The organism is Williamsia muralis NBRC 105860 (assembly GCF_001598915.1).
Classification (GTDB): domain Bacteria; phylum Actinomycetota; class Actinomycetes; order Mycobacteriales; family Mycobacteriaceae; genus Williamsia; species Williamsia muralis.
Window position 1 is genome coordinate 711,432 of the sequence record NZ_BDAP01000001.1, and the last position, 20,728, is coordinate 732,159.

The following is a 20,728-nucleotide window of genomic DNA, read 5'->3' on the forward strand; positions in this document are numbered from 1 at the left end:
CCGCCTGCCGGCGAGCTCAGGGTTTGGGGTTCAGGGCACCTCGTCGGTCTTCAGGAGACCGAAGACGACGAGGTCGTGCCTGCGACCGTTCTTGCCCGGTGCCGCCGATCGGAGAACACCCTCCTGGGTGAACCCACACTTGCGGGCGACGGCGCGTGACGCCTTGTTCTCCGTGTAGGCGTCCAGTTCCACCCGGACTGCCCCGATCTGCCAGGAGAACTCGATGAGCAGCCGGGTCGCCCTGGTGGCCACACCGGCGCCGCGTGCCCAGGGAGCCACCGCGTACCCGATCTCGGTCACCGCGTCGTCGTCCTTGGCCCGCAAACCGCACACCCCGAGGAACGCGTCGTCGCGATCAACGATCGCGACGTCGAATCCCGGCCACACCTTGACCGACCGATCCTCGACGAAGTCGCGGGCGTCGGCCTCGGTGTACGGACTCGGGACCACGGTGAACTCGGCCGTCGCATGGTCCTGGCTGGCCGCGAGTACGGCGCCGATGTCGTCGTGCACGAAGGGTCGGAGGGTGATCACCCGATCGGTCAGCGTGGGGATGTGCCGAGGCCAGTCCATGTGTTCCACGGTAGTGGTGAGTGGCGGGGGCGCGGCGCCTCACGGACCTCCACTAAGGTGCAGAAGCAACGTCCCCGGCCGTCTTGCCGGCCGCCCCAGCCAACGAAAAGGGAATGCATGCTTTTGGCCGCGTGGATCACGGTCGTCACCGCGGTGATCCTGATCGTGCCCGGGGCCCTGGTCGGACGGCGGATGTCATTGCCGTGGCCGGTGGCGGTCGCCGCAGGTGCGCCGCTCACATTCGGCATGATCGGCATCTTCACCGTGCTCTACGGGGCGCTGTCCATCCCGTGGAACGTCGGGACGGCTGCGGTGATGGTGGGAGTGTCCTGGCTGGTGGCGTGGGGGTGGGACCTCGGAACCCGCCGATTCGTGTCTCTGGCCCCGGCGGTCGCCGCCGAGGTACGCCCGATCAGTCGCCCGACCCTGTTGACCGTTGCCGCCGGTGTGCTGCTGGGCGCGCTGATCATCGTCCTGACGTCGATCCGGCGACTGATCGGCACCACATTCTTCGGACTGAACAACATCTCGCAGGTGTGGGACGCCTTGTGGCATGCCGATGCTCTGCAGTGGATCCATGAGACCGGCGACGGGTCGTCGCTCCACATGGGCGAGCTGATGAACTACGACACGCACGGATTCAACTATTACCCGAACACGTGGCACGACCTGGGCGCTCTGCTCTACCCGTTGACCGGTGCAAACACCGTGGAGTTGTACAACATCTACTCCCCGGCGTCGCTGGCGTTCACCTTGCCGATCAGCATCGGGTCGCTCGCATATTGGCTGGGCCGCAAGCGATTCGATCCGGACCGGAGCGCGGTCTTCGCAGCTCTTGCCGCCGCGGTCACGGCCGTTTTCCCGTCGTTGCCCTACGTGGAACTCGCGTTCACGGCAGTCCCCAATGCGGTCGGTGTCTCTTTGGCGCCGGTCACCGCGGTGCTCGTGATCAGTGCGGTCGGCGATCGTCGCCGCGTGCTCGCGGCTGTGCTCGCGATCGCCGGTACCGCAGCCACCCACCCGTCGGGGCTGGTGGTGATGGCGGTGATCGTCGGATCGTGGTGGCTACTGCAGGCATTGTGGAAGCCGGTACGTGGTCGGGGCGGTGATGTCGCGACGCTCGCAGTGATCGGTGCGGGCGCACTGGTGCTGATCAGCCCGGTGATCATCGGAACCCTGAAGATCTCGGAGAACAACGAGCTCTCCGGCTTCGACTTCCGCGATGAGAATGCCAGCGTCCCAAAGGCGTTTGTGCGCGCCGCGTTCAACGGGACCGATCTGCTCGGCCATCAGTACCCGTTGCTGTACCTGCTGATCCCGGCGGCGATCGGGCTCGGCTGGCTCCTGTGGTCGCGCAACTGGGCTGTGGTCGCCGCCTGGCTGGCGTTCATCGTCACCACGGCTAACGCGGTCTACGACCTCGGCGGGTTGCCGTCGAAGTTGTTCGGCGCCTTGGGTGGATACTTCTACAACTCGCCACACCGACTGACCTTCGTGGTGTCGATGTTCACCGCGGTCGCCGCGGGGATCGGGCTCGGGGTGCTGGTTCTCGGTGTCGCGCGGCTGCTGGCCCGGAAACCCGTCTGGCAGCGAAACCGGCTCGCGCTGCCTGCACTGACATTGGTCGGCCTGCTCATCATCGCCGGCGCGGGAGCCATACGGTACGCCGACAACGGGAAGATCGCCGTCCAGTACCGAAGCGGCGCATATGTGGGTGTCGAGGACGTCGAGGCCTACCGGTGGCTGGCGCAGCAGCCGGAGGCGCGCAGCACCGTCATCCTCAACAACCTCGACCAGGGCAGTGGATGGATGTATCCGGTGGCGGATCTGACCCCGCTGTTCCCGTTCTACCGGGCCAACGACTTCAGCCAGCGTCAGTCGGATGTGTACTGGAACGTCGCCCGGATCGGCGCGGATCCGCGTATCGACCAGATAGTCCGGGACCTGGACATCAGGTACGTGATCGACGCGCCGCCGAGCTATTGGTGGTTCCAGAACGGCGCACCCAATCTTGCGGAGGGCCGGTTCGGTGATCCCTTCCTTCCGCTGCGAGAGAACGGTGCGCCCGGTCTGCGCGAGGTCTATCGGCAGGGCAACGTGACGATCTATGAGGTCGCGGACGCAATACGGAAAGGCGAGAAGTGATGCGCACCTTGGTCACCGGCGGCGCCGGGTTCATCGGTTCGACACTCGTGGATCGGTTGTTGGCCGACGGCCACGAGGTTGTCGCTCTTGACGACTTCTCGCGGGGTGCCCGGTCCAACCTGACCGGCGCCGTCGAACGCGGATGTCGCATCGTCGAGGGGGATCTCACCGTTGCGGACCTGGAAACGGTTGTGGCGCAGGCACAACCCGAGGTGATCTTCCATCTCGCTGCCCAGATCGACGTGCGCGCCTCGGTGAGCGATCCGGTTGCCGACGCCCAGGTCAACGTCGTCGGGACCGTGCGGCTCGCCGAGGCCGCCCGGCGGGCGGGAGTTCGCAAGATCGTGTTCACCTCCTCGGGAGGATCCATCTACGGGTCGCCCGAGCACCTACCGGTGGCGGAATCAGCACCGGTTGCGCCGATGAGCCCTTACGCGGCCGCCAAGGTCAGCGGTGAGGTGTACCTGAACATGTACCGCTCGCTGTACGGATTGGACTGCACCCACATCGCCCCCGCGAATGTGTACGGGCCGCGGCAGGATCCACACGGCGAAGCAGGCGTGGTCGCCATCTTTGCGCGGAACCTGTTGTCGGGCAGCACTACCAAGCTGTTCGGTGACGGAGGCAACACCCGCGACTACGTCTATGTCGACGACGTCGTGCAGGCCTTTGTGCTGGCCGGCGGCGAACTCGGTGGCGGTCAGCGCTTCAACGTCGGCACCGGGGCGGCGACATCAGACCGGGCGCTGCACACCCTGGTCGCCGAGGCCGCACACGCTCCCGACGAACCGGTGTACGAACCGGCCCGGCTCGGTGACGTCCGGGACTCATCCATTGACGGTTCACTCGCCGGCGCCGTACTCGGCTGGTACCCGCAAGTGTCGCTGGCCGAAGGGGTTCGGCGCACCGTCGAGTACTTCCGCGCCGTCTAGCTCCCCGGCCGGGCCCCTGGGCCACCGGTGGGTGAGGTCAACCCACCACGCGTTCGGTGGTGGCGTATTTGCTCTCGGTGGCCTCTTTGAGGGGCTGCCACCAGTCGGTGTTGTCGCGGTACCACGCCACCGTGTCGGCGAGCCCGGACCGGAAGTCGGTGAACATCGGCTGCCAGCCCAGTTCGGTGCGCAGACGGGTGGAGTCGATGGCGTAACGCATGTCGTGGCCGGGCCGGTCGGTCACGAAGTCGAATGCGTCCTTGGGCTGGTCGAGCAGTTCGAGGATCGTCTCGATGACGGTGCGGTTGTCGGCTTCACCGTCGGCGCCGATGAGGTAGGTCTCGCCGATCTGCCCCTTGTCGATGATGGTCCACACCGCGTCGTTGTGGTCGTTGACGTGGATCCAGTCCCGCACGTTGGTGCCCTGCCCGTAGAGCTTGGGGCGAATCCCGCTGAGCACGTTGGTGATCTGGCGAGGGATGAACTTCTCGATGTGCTGGTACGGGCCATAGTTGTTGGAACAGTTGGAGATGGTGGCCTGCACTCCGAACGAGCGCACCCAGGCCCGGACCAGAAGGTCGCTGCCCGCTTTGGTCGACGAGTACGGGCTCGACGGGTTGTAGGGGGTCTGCTCGGTGAAGCGTGCGGGGTCGTCGAGTTCGAGATCGCCGTACACCTCGTCGGTGCTGATGTGGTGGTAACGCACGTCATGTGCGCGCACCGCTTCGAGAATCGAAAATGTGCCGACGAGATTGGTGTGAACAAAACTCGATGGGTCGGCCAATGAATTGTCATTGTGCGATTCGGCGGCGAAATGGACGACAAGATCACTTTCGCCGACCAATCGGTTCACCAAAGCGGTGTCGGCGACGTCTCCTTCGATCAATTCGATCTGATCGGACACCGATGCCAGCGATTGCCTGTTCGCTGCGTACGTCATCGCGTCCAGCACCCGTACCCGGGCATCCGGCCTGGTCGCAAGGGTCCGGTGCACGAAGTTGGCGCCGATGAAACCGGCGCCACCGGTGATCAGTACCCGCATGTCAATCCTCCATTCGCTGCTGCAACCCTACCGATCGGCAGCTCATCGGGTAGGCCGAGCGCCTGGGGCCTAAGGTGTCACATATGCGCGGAATCATCCTTGCGGGGGGCACCGGAAGTCGGCTGCATCCCATCACGCAAGGCGTCAGCAAACAACTCGTCCCCGTTTATGACAAGCCGATGATCTACTATCCGCTGACCACGTTGATGCTGGCGGGTATCCGCGAGATCCTGGTGATCACCACGCCGCACGACTCGTCTGCGTTTCAGAACCTCCTGGGGGATGGCAGTCAATTCGGGATCTCGATCACGTACAAGGTGCAGGAGAGTCCGGACGGGTTGGCACAGGCGTTTGTTCTGGGTGCTGATCACATCGGGTCGGAGTCGGTGGCGCTGGTCCTCGGCGACAACATCTTCTACGGACCCGGGCTGGGCTCGCAGCTCAACCGGTTCCACAACATCGAGGGTGGCGCGGTGTTCGCCTATTGGGTCCGCAATCCCGAGGCCTACGGGGTGGTGGATTTCAACAGCGACGGCAAGGCCATCGACCTGCAGGAGAAGCCGGAGCACCCTCGGTCCAACTTCGCGATTCCGGGCCTGTACTTCTATGACAACAACGTCGTGGAGATCGCATCGGGGCTGCAGCCGAGTGCCCGTGGCGAGTACGAGATCACCGACGTCAACCGGGCATACCTCGACAAGGGCCTGCTGCACGTCGAGGTGCTGCCCCGTGGTACGGCGTGGCTCGACACCGGAACCTTCGACTCACTGCTGGACGCCGGCAACTTCGTCCGCACCGTCGAAGAACGCCAAGGCCTGAAAATCGCTGTGCCGGAAGAGGTTGCCTGGCGGCGCGGCTTCATCGACGACGAGCAGTTGCGGGCTCGCGCCCAGACCTTGCTCAAGTCGGGATACGGGACGTACCTGATCGACCTCCTCGAACGCGGCAAGGAACTGTAGAGAACATGCTGATCGAACCCCTGTCCATCGATGGCGCCTGGGAGATCACCCCGAAGAAGTTCGGCGACCCGCGTGGCCTTTTCATGGAGGCATTCCGCGGTGACCTGCTGGCGGAGGTGATCGGGCATCCCTTCGACCTCCAGCAGGCCAATCTCTCGGTGTCGGCCGCAGGTGTGCTGCGCGGGGTGCATTTCGCCGATGTGCCACCGGGACAGGCGAAGTACGTCAGCTGCCCCAAGGGGGCGATCTTCGACGTGGTGGTGGACATCCGCGTCGGCTCACCGACGTTCGGTGCCTGGGACGGCGCCCTGCTCGACGACGTCGACCGCAGGGCGCTCTACATCGGCGAAGGACTGGGGCACGCGTTTGTGGCGCTCGAGGACAACTCCGTTGTCACCTATCTGTGCTCGACCGGATACAACCCCGCCGGTGAACACGGCATCAACCCGTTGGACCCGGCCATCGGAATCGAGTTCCCCACCACGGCCCGCGACGGCTCGGATCTCAGTTTCACCCTGTCGGACAAGGATACTGCCGCGCCGACGCTCGCCGAAGCCGAGGCGAGTGGCCTGCTTCCCGAGTACACCGACGTCATCGGCTACATCCGTGGTCTCACCACCTGAGTGATTCAGGAGACGCCGGGACCGGGCAGTGTGGTGATCGTCGAGCACATCTGCTTGACCAGCGCGCGGTCGTGACTGACCAAAGCCATGCCCACGCCGTCTGCGGCAATGGATCTCAATAGTGTCGCCACGTCGGCGGCGGCGATGGGGTCGAGCATGGCGGTGGGCTCGTCGCAGAGCAGGTACGTCGGCTCTTGGACAAGCACCCTGGCAAGACAGGCGCGTTGAAGCTGGCCAGCGCTGACCTGTGATGGGAAGCGGCCCAACAGCTCCGGGTCCAGCCCGGTGCGTTCGGCGTGGCTGACCGGGTCGATCGGACGCCGCATGATGTCGGCGGGTTCGCGAATGATCTGCGACAACGTCCACCGGGGATTGCAGACCAATCGCGGGTGCTGAGCGATCATCGCGACCGATCCGCGTGGCGCACGGGCTTTTCCGGCGAACCGCACCACGCCTGCATCGGGTGGGCGGATGCCGGCGAGAATCTGCAGCAGCGTGGTCTTCCCGCTGCCCGAGCGACCGATGATCCCGCTGACACAGCCGGGCGCAACGTCGAAGTTGATGTCGCGCAACACCGTGGTGCCGCCGAACCGCACCCCGATGGCACGGGCGGCGATCATCGGGATACCCCCGTGAATAGTTTCTGCGTGTGTTCATCGGCTGTTTGCCGGACACGGTGTGGGGAGTCCTGTGCGACGATCCGTCCCCGCCGCATCACGGCGAGGGAGTCGCAGACGCCCGACGCGATCAGCGATGCGATGTCGTGGGTGATGACCAGGACGGCGGCACCGTCATCGGCGATGCTGCGCAGCAATGTCCAGACCATCTCGGCGAGCTCGGTGTCGAGTGCGGATGTCGGCTCGTCGGCGAGCAGCACGGCCGGTCGGCCGGCGAGCGCAGCTGCAATCGCGGCGCGCTGAACCATCCCGCCCGACAATTGATGTGGGAACAGTTCGAGAGCGTCGTCGGGCAGCCCTGCCAGCGCAGCCAATTCGATTGCACTGCGGTCACTGTCGAGTGCCCGGACCACCTCGGCAATCTGCGACCCGATGGTGCGGACGGGGGTGAACGACGTCGCCGGAGACTGCGGGACCAGGCCGACGGCATGTCCTCGGAGTCCCCGCCACGTCTTCTCGTCCGCGTCGGTCACCTCGTGGCCTGCCACGTGCAACCGTCCCCGAGTTGTGGACCCCGGTGGCAGCAGCCCGCACAGTGCAAGCGCCACCAGCGATTTGCCGCATCCCGACTCGCCGACCAGTGCGGTCACCGCGCCGGCCGCGACGTCCAGGTCGACGCCGTCGAGGCCGGTGACCGTCGCGATCTCCCGCTCACGGGTCGCGATGCGAACGCCGAATCGATCCAGCCGGGCAGCCATGTCGGTCACCACACCTGACCTCCTGGTGGCTGGAGTCGTCGACGCAATCCGGAACCTCCGGCGGCGACTGCCAGGGCGGTGACAAGAAGTGCCGATGCTGGAACCACCAACGTCCACCACGCGCCCAACATCACGTCACCGCGGGACTGGCCGAGCAGCGTGCCCAGGCTGGCGCGGTCGGGCGAGAGTCCCACGCCGAGAAAGGACAGCGTGGACTCGTGCCACACCGCATGGGGTAGCAGCATCACCATCGCCACAAGTGCTTGCCCGCCAACGGCGGGCAGGAGGTGGTGCCGACCCACGAACCAGCGAGACGCCCCGGCGAGTCGAGCCGACCGTACCCACCCTGCTTCGGCCCCCGACCGTAATTCCGCCCGGACCACCCGCGCGACCGCAGGCCAGTGGGTCAAGCCGATCGAGGCGATGATCGCCAGTGGTTCGCCGCGCCACATCGCGGCGATCACGATGCCGATCACCAGATGCGGCAAAGCATTCACCCCGTCGACCACGCGCATCACGACGGCATCGACCCAGCCGCCGGCCGCCACCGAGCCCACCCCGATCAGCACGCCGAGCCCGGTGGCCACCACCGCACACACCGCTGCCATCGTCAGCGAGATGCGAAGGCCCTCGGCTGTGCGGGTGAGCAGGTCGTACCCCGAATGGTCGGTACCGCCCAGATGGCCGATGCCCGGCGCCCGCAACGCCTCACCGAAGTCCGCGACCGGTGAACTGGAGACCAGGGGAATCACCACGGCCGACGTCGCGATGAGGAGCAGCAACAACCACGGCCACTGTCGGCGAAGCGGTGTCGCGTATGAGGCCATGGTCACGACGTCGCACCGACCCGTGGGTCGATGGCCGTCGCCGCGGCATCTGCCGCTGCCGAGCCCAGCAACACGGCAAACGCCGCGCCGACCGTCAACGCCGCCAGCAGCGGAAAGTCCAGCGCCACCGCGGAGTCCACGAGCACCGATGCCAGCCCCGGCCAGCCGAAGACGGTTTCCACGATGGCGGCTCCGGCGATCACCTCCGGCAGCCGGGTCCCCAGTAAGGCCAGGGTAGGTGCCACGGATGTGGGCAGGATGTGGCCGCGCAGCAGTGCCCACCCGTGCAGACCCCGAGCTCTCGCCGCGCGCACCGCGTCCGACGACGACGCCTCGACCACGGCCGTCCGCGTGGTCAGCAGCAGCCAAGGGATCTGCGAGATGGTCAGCGCGACAAAGGGAAGAAATCCGTGGGTGAGGATTCCCCGGGCGGTGTACGGATCGCCGGGAGCGGCTGCCCCCGACGTGGGGAACCACCCCAACGACACCGCGACCACCGACACCAATACCAGCGACACCACAAAGGGGGGTACGGCGGCCAACGCCGCAGACAACGCCGAGCACGTCTGGTCGAGTGGTCCGCCGCGGCGCATCCCGGCAAGAGTGCCCACCAGGATCCCTATCAGCGCGGAAGCAACCATCGCGGCGAGTGACAAGCCGACGGTGAACGGCAGCCGCTCGGTGAGAACGGTTGACACCGGCAATGATTGGGTGGACGACCATCCGAGGTTGCCCTGACACAGCTCGGTGAACCACCGCCACCAGGCGGTGTACCAGGAGCCGTCGGTGTTGTATGCCTCACGCACTGCGGTCCGCTGTGACAGGGTGGCGGATTGATATCCATCACCGAGGTAGACGGTCAGCGGGTCCAGGGGTGAGAGCGAGGCGATGAAGAAGATCGCCGCCGACACGGCCAGTGTCACGGGCAGAGCAACCAACGCTCGTACGCCGAGAAGCCGAACTGCGGGTACGAGTCTCGATCGGGTGACAGCGTTCATCGGGTCCAGCCGGCGACATGCCACCAGGGGCCCCAGGAGACCCCGTGTGAATGTGGCTCGAGGATCGGTGCGGTCTGGTTCCAGCCGAGATCGCGGTAGGCGTAGGTGTGGTCGAGGAAGGCCAGGAACACATACGACGGTTCAGAGATATACCGCTGCTGCACTTCTCGGTATCTTGCGTCGGTGTCGGGCGACGGCCCGGCCGACCGCGCCTCGTCGAGCAATCGATCCACACCCGGGGGAGTGAGGTTGCCCGGGTTCGCATACGGGGACGAGTCCGGAACCCGAGTGTGCAGCGTGTCGTACACCTGAGAGTCGATGCTGTAGGGGGTTTCGCCTCCGCCCAGGAGTACCGCCGCGGTGCCCAATCTGGTGTCGATCTCGTCCCAGCTCGTGCCTCGTGTCCGCACTTCGACGCCGAGCGGTGCCATTGCCGCGGCGAAAGCTATCGAGAGATCACGGCGCAGGCTGTCCTGTGCGTTGTAGAGGAGATCGAAACGGGCTGTGCTGCCGTCTTTCTGCCGCACGCCGTCGGTGCCCATCCGCCAGCCCGCGCGGTCGAGCATGGCTGCGGCGCTGTCGACGTCGTGGGAGAACTGAGCTCTGGGATCGTAGGCGTCGCCGTACACTTCGGCTACGGGTGTGCTCGCAGGCCGACCGTGGCCTGCCAGTACGTCGTCGATCATGGTTTGCCGATCGACGCCGACATTCATCGCCGTTCGCGCAACCGGGTCGGCGGTGAAAGAGTTGTTGCGCGGCAGCGACACTCCGCGCCAGTCCGCCGATGCGACCCCGATGGTCGTGATTCCTTCGCGACCGGCGACCGCGCCGAGCAACCCAGGCGGCAGGCTCGCGCCGTCGACCTCGCCGGCGACGATGCGCTGGGCGCGGGTGTTGTCGTCGGGAGTATGGGTGAACACCAGCGAACGCACGTGTGGCCGAGGGCCCCAGTAGTCGTCGCGGGCGGTGAAGACGGCTTGGTCCGGACGCAGGCTCGTCAGTTCGTAGGGACCGGTACCGACGGGTTCGGTGTTCAGCGTCCAGTCGGCAACGGGTGCCTGCTCGATCCGTTCCGACGGCGCGATCCCCAGCAGCAGGTGAGGCGACGGATCGGCGTCGTTGGCCATCGTGACGACCACGGCGTCGGCACCGTCGACGCGGATGTCGGTGATCGGGCGGAAGTGGGTCGCGACCTCGGAGGCGACCAGTGGGTTGACCACCGCTTTGTACGTCGCGACGACATCGGAGGAGTCCAGCGACGATCCGTCGGAGAACGTGACGCCTGGCCGCAGTTGCATTCGCCATTGCCGCTCGCCGAGGGGTACTGGCTCCGCGACCGCCAGTGCCGGAACCAGATCGGGCAGCGTGGTGTCGGTCTCGGACGCTGGGCGCAGCAGGCCGTCGTACAGCGGGGACACACCGAGTTCGCCGTAGCCTGCGACGGGGTTGTATCCACCGAGTTCCTGGCTCTCGGCCAGCACGATGCGGACTGAGCGATCTTCGCTCGGCGAAGCACATCCGGCCGCGACCGATGCCACGCAGACGAGAGCCAGGAACAGAGGCATTCGACGAATGCGTGGCACCGATCGACTCCCTCGCCCAAAACATGTGTCTGCACAGACACATTTACGTGCCGTAGCCTAACACCGACGAGACCGGGCAGCAGCACGAGAGCGTGGGGGCGGACATGGGCGACCACGAGCACACCGATATCGACGGTTGGGCCAAACGCTTTGCGCTGCTGTCCGATTCCACGCGACTACGACTGATCACGCACATGCACGAACACCCGGACGCAACGGTCAGTGAACTCGCCGCGGCCGCCCGGATCACCGAGAACGCGGCCTCGCAATCGTTGCGCGCCCTACGTGCACAGGGCTGGGTGACCACCACCAAGGCAGGTCGGACGGTGCATTACCGTGTGGTCGCCGACGCCATCGTCCACCGGATCCTGCACGACGTGATGGGCGCGCACCATCACTAGAACGGATCGTCGCCGGGTTCGGCTTTCCGGTTCTCCAGGGCGGCATTCTGCAAAGCGATGGCCCGGGCGAGGCGCGCGTACTTCACTTCCAGTTCGCGAAACCGCAGATAGGTACCGATGGTGGTGAACGCGAAAGCCACCACCAGGCAATAGAGCACCAGGTCGGTGCCACGGCCGACACCCACCCATCCGGCGATGACGGTGAGGTCGTCGGGCCGCAGCAAGGCGTACACACCGAAGGCCAGGAAGCCGACGAACGCGATTTTCACCCAGGCCGAGGCCTTGGCGTTGCCGCGCTGGGTGATGAAGTATCCGACCAACGCGATGACAAACAGGATCAGGATGATCTGAATGGCCAGCATGATTACCGCCTCATCCGGCCGTGAAGCAGGCCATCGGTCAAGATGTTCACACCGTTGAGCAGCGACTGACCTTTGGCCATGGAGTATTCGGTGTAGAGGATGGTGACCGGTTGTTCGGCAACCCGCCACTGATGATGATCGATGAGTGCGACGAACTCCGACGCGTGGCTCATCCCGTTCATGATCAGGTCGAGTTGTGCGGCCACGGTGGCGTTGAAGACCCGAAGACCGTTGTGAGCGTCGGTCAGACCGAGTCGCCGGGTACGCGGGCTGAGAAACACTATGGTGCGCAGCGCCATCCGTTTGACCACCGGGACGCTCTTGCTCCGGTCGTCGGCGAATCGGGTGCCGATGACCATGTCCAAGGGCTCGGATCTCAGGCGGTCCAGCATTGCCACCACGTCGTCCACCTGATGCTGGCCATCGGCATCGAAGGTCACAAAATACTTGGCGCCCGGCTGAGAACGCGCGTACTCCACGCCGGTCTGAATGGCCGCGCCCTGACCGAGATTGACCGGATGTCGCACCAGATGTACTCCGGCAGCGAGTATTTCGTCGGCAGAGCCGTCTTTGCTGCCGTCGTCGACACAGACGATGTTCGGGAAGGTCCGTTTTGCCGCGCCGGCCACCGAACGGATGACCGGAGCTTCGTTGAAGACGGGAACGATCAGCCACACATCTGAATTGCCCACGGCAGTATCTGGCTCAGTGATCGTTCCACCTCCACGCCCACCTCGACTGCAAACCGGCCGCCTGGGAGTCTATCGGTTCGCCGCAGCGTATTCTTCCACCGTGCTGGTCGATGTCATGTTGCCGTTCTACGGGGACGTCGCCCTCTTCAAGACCGCCGTGCGCAGCGTCCTCGCCCAGACCCACGGCGACTTCCGCCTGGTGATGGTCGACGACCAATACCCTGACCCCGAACCCGCGCGCTGGCTGCAGGAATTGACGGACCCCCGGGTGCACTACCTGCGCAACAAGGAGAATCTCGGGGTCAACGGCAACTTCCGTCGATGTGTGGACCTGGTGCAGGCGCCCGCGTTCACCATCATGGGATGCGATGACGTGATGGCCCCTGACCACCTGGCGCGAGCGGTTGACGCACTGGGGAGTCACCACGAGGCAGCGGTGGTGCAACCCGGGGTCGACGTCATCGATTCCGCAGGTGAGGTCGTCCGCCCGCTGGGCGATCGGGTCAAAGCATCGATGGCCCCCACGTCGCCCACCACGCTCAGTGGCGAGTCGATGGCGCAGAGCCTCTACCGCGGGAACTGGACGTACTTCCCGTCACTGGTCTGGCGCACCGAGATCGCGGCGCCCATCGGTTTCCGGCCGGGTCTCGAGGTGGCCCTCGATCTGGGGCTGCTCACCGACATCGCCCGCGCAGGCGGATCGATGGTGTTCGACCCCCACGTCACCTTTTACTATCGGCGCCATCAGCAGTCCGTCAGCTCGGTGCGCGCGGTCGACGGCCGCCGGTTCGAGGAGGAACGCGCCTTCTTCGAGACCGAGGCATCGCGCTGCCGCGAGCGGGGATGGTCCAGAGCCGAACGGGCCGCCCGACGGCACGTCACCTCGAGGCTCAACGCGGCGACACTCTTGCCGAGCGCGTTAGTCGGCCGACAATGGAGCGTCGCCCGGGCCCTGGGCCGGCACGTCGTGCGCTGATCCGCCGCGCGCTGCCAGCAGGTGTACGACGATACCCACCAGCGGTCCGATCATCAGGGCGATCGGGACGCGGACCGTCAGGTCGGCGGAGATGAACAGCAGTCCCACGCTCACCGCCGTCGCCAGCCACCATCCGGCGGCATAGAGCCGATGTCGGCCGGCGGCCAGCGCCATCGCCCCGGTCAGGGTCAGCATCGCCATCGCCCCGGCTCCGGCGGTCAGTGCGGCGACGGTGACGCCCGACAGCTGGTAGTCCGCGCCGAAGACGGTCTCGAGGAGCCACGGTCCGGTCAGCCGCGCAGCCAGGATCCCGACTATGCCGACCGCAAGAACGGCAGCGGCCGGTGACGCCACCGACCGCAGGAGGTGATCACGGTCGTCGACGAAGCGGCTGATCAGGACACCCTGAAAGCTGTTCAGCGGGACCAGGAGTGGCGCGCGGGTGAGCGTGACCGCAAGGATCACCGCGCCGGCAGACGCGTCGAGGCCGTCGCTGGAAATCGAGATGAGCACGGGGAACCCCATCACGAGAACAGCGCTCGCCATCGCGGCGGTCATCGCCGTGAGCATGTTGCGCGCCAGCTCACCGGACGGGATATCACCGCGTGCGCCGAGCGCCCCCCGTGCGCCGGCAAAGACGGCCAGGACGACCGCGGTGGAGACCGTGCCCGCGACCGTGATGACCAAAAAGGCCTGTAGGCCCCATCCTGCAGCCACCGCGACCACGGTCAGCAGCAGACGGATCAACGCATCGACGACGAGAAGGGCTGAGAAAACGCCCCACCGACCCAGCCCGGACAGCACGCCGCCCAGCCCCGCGTAGAGACCGAACGCGGCGACACCTGCCGTGAGCAGCAGCACCGATTCGACACGGTCCGACTCGAACACCACCCCAGCCCAGGCAAGGGAGGTGACGGCGACGACAGCTGCCAAGGCGAGGCCGAGAATCGCGTTCATCGGCATCGGCCGGGCACCGATGCTGCGCCCTTCTTCACGCGCGCGCCGAACCGCTCGGGTGGTCTCCTGCAACTGTCCGTTCTGGGTGCCGGTCACCAACCCGTACGCGGCCCAGAAGACGGCGAATGCCGCGTACCCGTCGGCGCCCAGGGCACGTGCCGCCAGCAACAGCACGAGGTAACCCGACGCCGCAGCCACCACGGTGGCCACTGCCACGCGGCCCAGGGAGTCACGAGTACTCGGGGCCACTTCGTTCGCCGGGCCTTCACTCATCAGGGGCCCGGGTAGGGCGGCAGCGCCTTCTGTTCGAGCCACTGGTGCCACAGATCGTGCAGCGGCTGTGGGCTGTACCGGGCGGCGAGTCCGGTGAAGTCCTCGGTGCTGACCGAGCTGTAGCGGTACTCGCGGGTCCATTCGCGCAACAGGGCGAAGAAGTTGTTGTCGCCCAGGGTCTTTCGCAGCGCGTGAAGGGTGAGTGCGCCCCGCTTGTACACGACGTCGTCGAACATGCGCGCGGGTCCGGGATCACCGATCGCAAGATCCTGCGACGACGAGGCGAGTCGGTCGTAATACTTGCGCGACTGCGCTTCGGCCGTGAGGCCGCCCGAGCGTTCCGACCACAGCCATTCGCTGTAGCAGGCAAACCCCTCGTGCAGCCAGATGTCTTTCCATCGCGACAAAGTCAGCGAATTGCCGAACCACTGATGCGCCAGCTCATGGGCGATGAGGCGCTCGGATCGTCCGGAACCGCTGCAGTGGTTGGCTCCGAAGATCGACAGGCCTTGAGCCTCGATCGGGATCTCCAGCTCGTCGTCGGTGACCACGACAGAGTATTCGGGGAACGGGTAGGGCCCGAACCACTCGATGAACGCCTCCATGATCCGCGCCTGGTTGACGAACTCGATCTCGAAGTTCCTGCGCAGGCCCGGCGGGATCACCGCATGGATCGGCACCGGCTTGGTCGTCAGGGTCTGCCGCGTGTACTGACCGATCTGGATGGTGGCGAGATACGACGCCATCGGCTCCACCTGCTCGTACACCCAGGTGGTCTGGGCGGCCTTGGTCCGTTTGCGCTGCAGCGACCCGTTGGCCACCGCCATGAACGGGCTGTCGGTGGTGATCGAGATACCGTATGCCGCTTTGGAGATCGGGTGGTCATCACACGGAAACCACGATGCCGCGCCGTTGGGCTGGCTCGCCACGAGCGAGCCCTCGGTGAGCTCCTCCCAGCCGACCTCACCCCACCGGCTGCGTATCGGACGCGGATTGCCCGAGTACTTCACCACCACGGTCATCACGCCGCCCGGTGGCAGCTCGTCTTCCATCGTGACCGTCAATTTGTTGCTGCGGTGACTGAATCGCCGCGCCCGGGTGCCGTTGACCGTCACCCGGTCGACCTTGAGGGCGCCGGAGAGATCCAGCGCGAATCGGTTCAGTGTGATGATCGTGGTGGCCGTGATGGTCGCGGTCCCGGCAAGCCGGTTGGTCGCCACCCGGTATTCGAGGTCGAGGTCGTAGCGGGACACCCGATAACCGAGGTTGCCGTTGGCGGGCAGGTACGGATCGATGCCGTCCGAAGGATCGCCGAGAAGCGGTTGACCTGTCCCAGGGGAACGTCGGCCCGCTTTACCTGGCACTAATCCTCCTATTCGGCCCCACGTTTGGTCTTTCATGACGTTACATGGCTCCTAGGGCGATGGCGCTCTGAGACCCGTGGGGCCGCTCGCCCGGAATCACACCTATGTGCCAAACGACCTGAAGGATGGAAGTCATGGGTATCACGAGGAATCTCGCATCGTTTGTCGCCCGAGTGATTCTCGGCATCATCTTCATCTTCCACGGCTGGCAGAAGCTGAACAAAGACGGGATCGACGCCACCGAGGCGTACTTCAAGTCGTTGGACATCCCTCTGCCTGCGGCCGCTGCGTGGTACTCGGCGCTGGTCGAGTTCGGTGGCGGAATCCTGCTCATCCTCGGAGTTCTCACTCCGCTGGTGTCCTTGCTGCTGATCGCCGACATGATCGGGGCGATCTTCTACGCGCACATCGACAACGGATTCTGGAACGCCGATCAGGGCTACGAACTGCCGTTGGCGCTGATCGCAGGCCTCATCGCCGTCGGTTTCGCCGACACCGGCCGGATCGGCGGCGACGGATACCTGATGAATCGCCGGCGCCGCCGCCGCGACCTCAATCGCGACCGCGACGTCGCGTACTGACAACCGGCTCGTCACCCACCCGCACTGAGCGTGGTCCCTCAATTCCAGGGCGCGATCGGATTGCCTTGCCAGCGGGTCGAATCGGGCACCACGTCGCCGCGCATCACCAGCGACGCCGGGCCGACGGTCGCCCCGTCGCCGAGACCTGAGGCAGGCAGCGCGACGCAGTGCGGCCCCAGGGTGGCGCCGGCGCCGAGGACGACTTCGTCCATGGCCATCACCCGATCGTGGAACAGATGGGTCTGCACCACGCAGCCCCGGGCGACGGTGGCGCCGTCACCGAGGCGAACCAGGTCGGCCTCGGGCAGCCAGTACGTTTCGCACCAGACGCCCTTACCGATGTGGGCCCCGAGCATTCTCAGCCACAGGTTGAGGATGGGTGTTCCGGTGGCGGCGTTGGCGAACCACGGGGCCGCGACCGTCTCGACGAACGCGTCCGACAACTCGTTGCGCCAGACGAACGAGCTCCACAGCGGGTACTCGGTGGCCCGGATACGTCCCACCACAGCCCATTTGGCGGCGGCCGCGATGCAGCAGGCGGCGGCTCCGGCCACCAACAGCACCAGCCCGCTGACGGCTGCCGCAACGTAGATGTTCGATTCCTGCGAGATGTACTGCAGGCCGATCAGCACGAACAACCCCAGGCCGAAGGTGATCATCACCGGGATCAGACGCAACGTCTCCACCGATGCGCGGGCCACCTTCAACTTCATCGGCGGATCGAAGGTCCGCGAGGTGTCCGATTGTGCGGCCGCCCGGCGCAGTCGTACCGGTGGGCTGCCGAGCCAGCTCGACCCGGACTTGGCCTTGCTCGGGGTGGCCGAGAGCACCGCCACCAGAGAGTTCTTCGGGACTTTGCGCCCCGGCCCGGTCATCCCGGAGTTGCCGAGGAAAGCGCGTTTGCCCACCTTGGCCTCATCGATGTGCATCCATCCGCCGCCCAGTTCGTACGAGGCGACCATGGTGTCGTCGGCGAGGAACGCCCCGTCACCGACCGTGGTGAATTTCGGGATCACCAGTGCGGTCGAGATCTCGGTGCCCTTGCCGATGTCGGCGCCGAGCAACCGGAACCACCACGGTGTCAGCAGTGAGGCGTACAGCGGGAACAGGAAGGTGCGGGCAGAGTCCATCAGGCGTTCGGTGGCCCACACCTGCCAGCCGGTCCGCGACCGCACCGGGTGATAGCCCTCGCGCATCCCGAGGGACAGCAGGCGCACCAGCACCACCGTGATGAATGCGAAGACCAGCAGGCTCACCATGGTCGCGGCCGGAAGGAGCGCGAGCGCGCGCAATGCCACCGACCGCAGCCGGTCCGCACTGCCGGCCCACGCGCCGATCACGGCGAGCCCGGCACACAGGGAGATGAGCGGAACGCCGGCCAGCGCGATGGACGACAAACCGAAGATCGGCACCCAATAGCTGCGCCGTGGCGGTCGGTGGTGGGGCCAGGGGCGCTGGGCCTTACCGGTTTTCACCGCGGGTGACCCGGCCCAGTGCTGGCCGCCCTTGACCCGGCCCATCACCGCCGAACCGGGTGCGATCTCGGCGTTGGCTCCGATGGTGGTGCCGGGCAACAAGGTCGAGCGCGATCCCACGCTTGCGCCGGCACCGACCTCGATGTCGCCGATGTGGACCACGTCGCCGTCGATCCACCAGCCGGCCAGGTCCACCTCCGGCTCGACAGAGCAGCCGTCGCCGAGGGTGATCAGGCCGGTGACCGGTGGGAGCGTGTGCATGTCCACGCCATGGCCGATCTGAGCGCCCAGCGATCGGGCGAAGTAGATCATCCAGGGGGCACCGGCGAGGTTGGCTGCGCCGCTGGCCTCGGTGAGCCGCTCGGCGATCCACAATCTCAGGTGCACCGACCCGCCGCGCGGATAATCACCCGGCTCCACGCCGGCGAGCAGCATGCGGATCCCGCCCGCGGCGATGGCCATCCGGCCCAGCGGGGTGATGAAGACGATGAACGCCGCCAACACCACCCACCAGTTCACCGGATGGATCCACGGTGCGTCGGTGAACCAGGCGAGCACGTTGTTGATCACCGCGAGCCAGGTGACCCACTGCAGCCCTGTGAGAGTTGTCAGCGGTACCGACAACGCCACTTGCGCAAGACCTGTTCGGCGGGGAGTGGGACGAACGATGCGTTTCTCGGTCACCGCGCCGGGGTTGATGTCGTCGAGCATCTGCGCCAGCGAGCCGAGCCGCGGATGGTCGTAGAGATCCGCCACCGTCACCGTGGGGAAACGTTCGCGCAGCGCGGTGACCAACTGTGCCGCTGCCAGCGAACCGCCTCCCTCGGAGAAGAAGTCGGTCTCGGCGTCGGTGATCGACACCCCGAGTACCGCGGTCCAGCGCTCGGCCACCCACGCCTCGGTGGAGTTCAGGTCGCCGGGCGTCTGGTCGTCGCCGGACGACGGCAGGGGCCAGGGCAGCGCGTTGCGGTCGACCTTGCCCGACGTGCGGGTCGGCAGTTCGTCCACCAGGACGAGCCGGGGGATCAGCGCGGCGGGCAATTGGTCGGAGAGCCGGTCGCGGGCGAGTGCGATGTCGAAGTCGGGGTCGGTGGACACGAGATAACCCACGAGGACCGAGTTGCCCGCGGCGGATTTGCGCACCGCCGCGGCGGCGCCACCGACACCCGGCAGATGCTGCAGCGCGTTGTCGACCTCGCCGAGCTCGATCCGTCGGCCACCGACCTTCACCTGGTCGTCGGCGCGACCCATGAAGACCAGGCCTTCGGGTTCAAAACGCACCAGGTCGCCACTGCGGTACGCGCGGTCCCAGCCGAGTGTGGCCATGGGGGAGTACTTCTCGGCATCTTTGGCCGGGTCGAGATACCGGGCCAGACCCACTCCACCGATCACCAGCTCGCCGATCTCGCCGGGCGCAACGGGCTGCCCGTCGCCATCGACCACCGCGAGATCCCAGCCGGCCAGCGGTAAGCCGATGCGGACCGGCATGGTGCCGTCGAGCTGCGCCGCGCACGCCACCACGGTCGCCTCGGTGGGGCCGTAGGTGTTCCACACCTCGCGGCCGTCGACGGCAAGACGGGCACCGAGCTCGGGCGGGCAGGCCTCGCCGCCGAAGATCAGCAGTCGCACCGCTTCGAGGGCCTCCGGTGGCCACAGCGACGCCAGGGTCGGCACCGTCGAGACAACAGTGATGTCACGCTGCACCAGCCACGGCCCGAGGTCCATGCCCGACCTCACGAGGGCACGTGGCGCAGGCACCAGGCATGCGCCGTAGCGCCAGGCGAGCCACATCTCTTCGCAGGACGCGTCGAACGCGACCGACAGACCGGCCAGCACCCGATCGCCCGGACCCAGCGGCTCGTCCTGCAGGAACATCTCGGCCTCGGCATCGACGAACGCGGCGGCATTGCGGTGGGTCACCGCCACACCCTTCGGCGTCCCCGTGGAACCGGAGGTGAAGATGATCCACGCGTCGTCCTCGACGGTCGGTCGCTCGGCATCGGCCGGCCGGTCGACGTCGCTGTCACCCGAACGAGAAAGACCCAGGTCGGATGGCCACCGCAGACCGTCGGCTCCGAGGACCGCCGCCACCTGGGCCTCGCCGAAGACGAGTGTCGCCCGCTCGGGTGGATCGTCGGCGTCCACCGGAACGTAGGCGGCACCGGCCGCCAGCGTCGAGAGGATGGCCAGGTACAGCTCGCGTGAGCCCGAGGGCATGCGGATCCCGATGCGGTCGCCCCGGCCGATGCCGCGGCTGCCGAGCCACGCTGCGCCCTCGTCGATCAGGTCGATGACCTCGGAGTAGGTGAGAACCAACTCCCCGTCGTCGATGGCGGGTGCATCCGGATGAGCTGACGCGGTTTCGGTCAGGATGTCGATCAGGGTGCGTGCGGTCGGCGCCTGCGCTGATCTGCTGAACTGCGCGAGGGTCGGAGCTGTCACCGAGGTCCTTTCTCAAGTCAAAGAATGCTTATTGTCGCAGCAGGTACCGGCCCCGCGAAGCCAACCAGATCACAAATCACCGTGTCTATTCGTGCGCGCGCAGGTCGCGAGGGCGCATGATGGGATGAACTTCACCAACGGTTCGCCT

General features: G+C 66.3%; 19 protein-coding genes. 7 read left to right on the top strand and 12 right to left on the bottom strand.

Annotated features, from left to right (window positions below; genetic code table 11):
• Positions 1-30: 30 nt before the first annotated feature.
• Positions 31-573, bottom strand: coding sequence for a GNAT family N-acetyltransferase (locus WIMU1_RS03545; RefSeq protein ID WP_062795141.1), 543 nt, complete (start codon positions 571-573; stop codon positions 31-33).
• Between the two features lie 117 nt (positions 574-690).
• Here WIMU1_RS03545 and WIMU1_RS03550 point away from each other — a divergent pair, with 117 nt between their 5' ends.
• Complete coding sequence (locus WIMU1_RS03550) at positions 691-2,718, top strand: DUF6541 family protein (RefSeq protein WP_062795142.1); 2,028 nt, start codon at positions 691-693, stop codon at positions 2,716-2,718.
• The gene (locus tag WIMU1_RS03555; RefSeq protein ID WP_062795143.1) at positions 2,718-3,650 is read left to right on the top strand and encodes an NAD-dependent epimerase/dehydratase family protein; all 933 of its coding nucleotides are present in this window, start codon (positions 2,718-2,720) and stop codon (positions 3,648-3,650) included. The genes WIMU1_RS03550 and WIMU1_RS03555 overlap by 1 nt, the downstream gene beginning before the upstream one ends.
• A gap of 37 nt (positions 3,651-3,687) precedes the next feature.
• Here the strand turns inward: WIMU1_RS03555 and rfbB are convergent, their stop codons facing one another.
• Positions 3,688-4,692 carry a dTDP-glucose 4,6-dehydratase gene (rfbB, locus tag WIMU1_RS03560; RefSeq protein WP_062795144.1) on the bottom strand — a complete coding sequence of 335 codons (1,005 nt, stop codon included), beginning with the start codon at positions 4,690-4,692 and terminating at the stop codon, positions 3,688-3,690.
• A gap of 83 nt (positions 4,693-4,775) precedes the next feature.
• Between rfbB and rfbA the strand changes: the two genes are divergently transcribed.
• Together rfbA and WIMU1_RS03570 are read left to right on the top strand one after the other, a co-directional pair.
• Positions 4,776-5,651 (top strand): glucose-1-phosphate thymidylyltransferase RfbA, encoded by an 876-nt coding sequence (gene rfbA, locus WIMU1_RS03565; protein ID WP_062795145.1) that lies wholly within the window; start codon positions 4,776-4,778, stop codon positions 5,649-5,651.
• A gap of 5 nt (positions 5,652-5,656) precedes the next feature.
• Positions 5,657-6,274 (top strand): dTDP-4-dehydrorhamnose 3,5-epimerase family protein, encoded by a 618-nt coding sequence (locus WIMU1_RS03570; protein ID WP_062795146.1) that lies wholly within the window; start codon positions 5,657-5,659, stop codon positions 6,272-6,274.
• A 5-nt stretch (positions 6,275-6,279) separates the two neighbouring features.
• On the opposite strand, the gene WIMU1_RS03575 is transcribed toward WIMU1_RS03570, so the two are convergent.
• Genes WIMU1_RS03575 through WIMU1_RS03595 form a run of 5 tightly spaced genes read right to left on the bottom strand, consistent with a single transcriptional unit; the run spans position 6,280 to position 11,039 of the window.
• The gene (locus tag WIMU1_RS03575) at positions 6,280-6,894 is read right to left on the bottom strand and encodes an ABC transporter ATP-binding protein (protein ID WP_062795147.1); all 615 of its coding nucleotides are present in this window, start codon (positions 6,892-6,894) and stop codon (positions 6,280-6,282) included.
• Positions 6,891-7,661, bottom strand: coding sequence for an ATP-binding cassette domain-containing protein (locus WIMU1_RS03580; protein ID WP_371850277.1), 771 nt, complete (start codon positions 7,659-7,661; stop codon positions 6,891-6,893). Before WIMU1_RS03580 ends, WIMU1_RS03575 begins: the two co-directional genes overlap by 4 nt.
• Positions 7,655-8,476, bottom strand: coding sequence for an ABC transporter permease (locus WIMU1_RS03585; RefSeq protein WP_062795148.1), 822 nt, complete (start codon positions 8,474-8,476; stop codon positions 7,655-7,657). The genes WIMU1_RS03580 and WIMU1_RS03585 overlap by 7 nt, the downstream gene beginning before the upstream one ends.
• Before the next feature lie 2 nt (positions 8,477-8,478).
• Positions 8,479-9,474, bottom strand: coding sequence for an ABC transporter permease (locus tag WIMU1_RS03590; protein ID WP_062795149.1), 996 nt, complete (start codon positions 9,472-9,474; stop codon positions 8,479-8,481).
• Positions 9,471-11,039 carry an ABC transporter substrate-binding protein gene (locus WIMU1_RS03595; protein WP_062795150.1) on the bottom strand — a complete coding sequence of 523 codons (1,569 nt, stop codon included), beginning with the start codon at positions 11,037-11,039 and terminating at the stop codon, positions 9,471-9,473. The genes WIMU1_RS03590 and WIMU1_RS03595 overlap by 4 nt, the downstream gene beginning before the upstream one ends.
• Positions 11,040-11,161: 122 nt before the next feature.
• On the opposite strand from WIMU1_RS03595, the gene WIMU1_RS03600 reads away from it, so the two are divergent.
• The gene (locus WIMU1_RS03600) at positions 11,162-11,458 is read left to right on the top strand and encodes an ArsR/SmtB family transcription factor (protein ID WP_062795151.1); all 297 of its coding nucleotides are present in this window, start codon (positions 11,162-11,164) and stop codon (positions 11,456-11,458) included.
• Here the strand turns inward: WIMU1_RS03600 and WIMU1_RS03605 are convergent.
• Positions 11,455-11,820: a DUF2304 domain-containing protein gene (locus WIMU1_RS03605; RefSeq protein ID WP_023956351.1), complete on the bottom strand. Its 366-nt coding sequence runs from the start codon at positions 11,818-11,820 to the stop codon at positions 11,455-11,457. The two genes, WIMU1_RS03600 and WIMU1_RS03605, sit on opposite strands and share 4 nt — an antisense overlap.
• Positions 11,821-11,822: 2 nt before the next feature.
• The gene (gene ppgS, locus WIMU1_RS03610) at positions 11,823-12,533 is read right to left on the bottom strand and encodes a polyprenyl-phospho-N-acetylgalactosaminyl synthase PpgS (RefSeq protein ID WP_062795152.1); all 711 of its coding nucleotides are present in this window, start codon (positions 12,531-12,533) and stop codon (positions 11,823-11,825) included.
• Between the two features lie 79 nt (positions 12,534-12,612).
• Here ppgS and WIMU1_RS03615 point away from each other — a divergent pair, with 79 nt between their 5' ends.
• Entirely contained in the window at positions 12,613-13,488 is an 876-nt protein-coding gene (locus WIMU1_RS03615) for a glycosyltransferase family 2 protein (RefSeq protein ID WP_062795153.1), read from the top strand.
• Here WIMU1_RS03615 and WIMU1_RS03620 read toward each other — a convergent pair.
• Together WIMU1_RS03620 and WIMU1_RS03625 are read right to left on the bottom strand one after the other, a co-directional pair.
• The gene (locus WIMU1_RS03620; RefSeq protein ID WP_084247976.1) at positions 13,432-14,718 is read right to left on the bottom strand and encodes a polysaccharide biosynthesis protein; all 1,287 of its coding nucleotides are present in this window, start codon (positions 14,716-14,718) and stop codon (positions 13,432-13,434) included. The two genes, WIMU1_RS03615 and WIMU1_RS03620, sit on opposite strands and share 57 nt — an antisense overlap.
• Positions 14,718-16,082, bottom strand: coding sequence for a M1 family metallopeptidase (locus WIMU1_RS03625; RefSeq protein WP_062795154.1), 1,365 nt, complete (start codon positions 16,080-16,082; stop codon positions 14,718-14,720). The genes WIMU1_RS03620 and WIMU1_RS03625 overlap by 1 nt, the downstream gene beginning before the upstream one ends.
• Positions 16,083-16,216: 134 nt before the next feature.
• Between WIMU1_RS03625 and WIMU1_RS03630 the strand changes: the two genes are divergently transcribed.
• Entirely contained in the window at positions 16,217-16,663 is a 447-nt protein-coding gene (locus WIMU1_RS03630; RefSeq protein WP_062795155.1) for a DoxX family protein, read from the top strand.
• A gap of 38 nt (positions 16,664-16,701) precedes the next feature.
• Here WIMU1_RS03630 and WIMU1_RS03635 read toward each other — a convergent pair whose 3' ends face one another.
• Positions 16,702-20,580: a Pls/PosA family non-ribosomal peptide synthetase gene (locus tag WIMU1_RS03635; RefSeq protein WP_062795156.1), complete on the bottom strand. Its 3,879-nt coding sequence runs from the start codon at positions 20,578-20,580 to the stop codon at positions 16,702-16,704.
• Positions 20,581-20,728 lie beyond the last annotated feature (148 nt).

Bases quoted from the DNA above. Each gene is read 5' to 3' on its own strand.
- WIMU1_RS03545 (WP_062795141.1), bottom strand. From the start codon at position 573: ATGGACTGGCCTCGGCACATCCCCACGCTGACCGATCGGGTGATCACC.
- WIMU1_RS03550 (WP_062795142.1), top strand. From the start codon at position 691: ATGCTTTTGGCCGCGTGGATCACGGTCGTCACCGCGGTGATCCTGATC.
- WIMU1_RS03555 (WP_062795143.1), top strand. From the start codon at position 2,718: ATGCGCACCTTGGTCACCGGCGGCGCCGGGTTCATCGGTTCGACACTC.
- rfbB (WP_062795144.1), bottom strand. From the start codon at position 4,692: ATGCGGGTACTGATCACCGGTGGCGCCGGTTTCATCGGCGCCAACTTC.
- rfbA (WP_062795145.1), top strand. From the start codon at position 4,776: ATGCGCGGAATCATCCTTGCGGGGGGCACCGGAAGTCGGCTGCATCCC.
- WIMU1_RS03570 (WP_062795146.1), top strand. From the start codon at position 5,657: ATGCTGATCGAACCCCTGTCCATCGATGGCGCCTGGGAGATCACCCCG.
- WIMU1_RS03575 (WP_062795147.1), bottom strand. From the start codon at position 6,894: ATGATCGCCGCCCGTGCCATCGGGGTGCGGTTCGGCGGCACCACGGTG.
- WIMU1_RS03585 (WP_062795148.1), bottom strand. From the start codon at position 8,476: ATGGCCTCATACGCGACACCGCTTCGCCGACAGTGGCCGTGGTTGTTG.
- WIMU1_RS03590 (WP_062795149.1), bottom strand. From the start codon at position 9,474: ATGAACGCTGTCACCCGATCGAGACTCGTACCCGCAGTTCGGCTTCTC.
- WIMU1_RS03595 (WP_062795150.1), bottom strand. From the start codon at position 11,039: ATGCCTCTGTTCCTGGCTCTCGTCTGCGTGGCATCGGTCGCGGCCGGA.
- WIMU1_RS03600 (WP_062795151.1), top strand. From the start codon at position 11,162: ATGGGCGACCACGAGCACACCGATATCGACGGTTGGGCCAAACGCTTT.
- WIMU1_RS03605 (WP_023956351.1), bottom strand. From the start codon at position 11,820: ATGCTGGCCATTCAGATCATCCTGATCCTGTTTGTCATCGCGTTGGTC.
- WIMU1_RS03620 (WP_084247976.1), bottom strand. From the start codon at position 14,718: ATGAGTGAAGGCCCGGCGAACGAAGTGGCCCCGAGTACTCGTGACTCC.
- WIMU1_RS03630 (WP_062795155.1), top strand. From the start codon at position 16,217: ATGGGTATCACGAGGAATCTCGCATCGTTTGTCGCCCGAGTGATTCTC.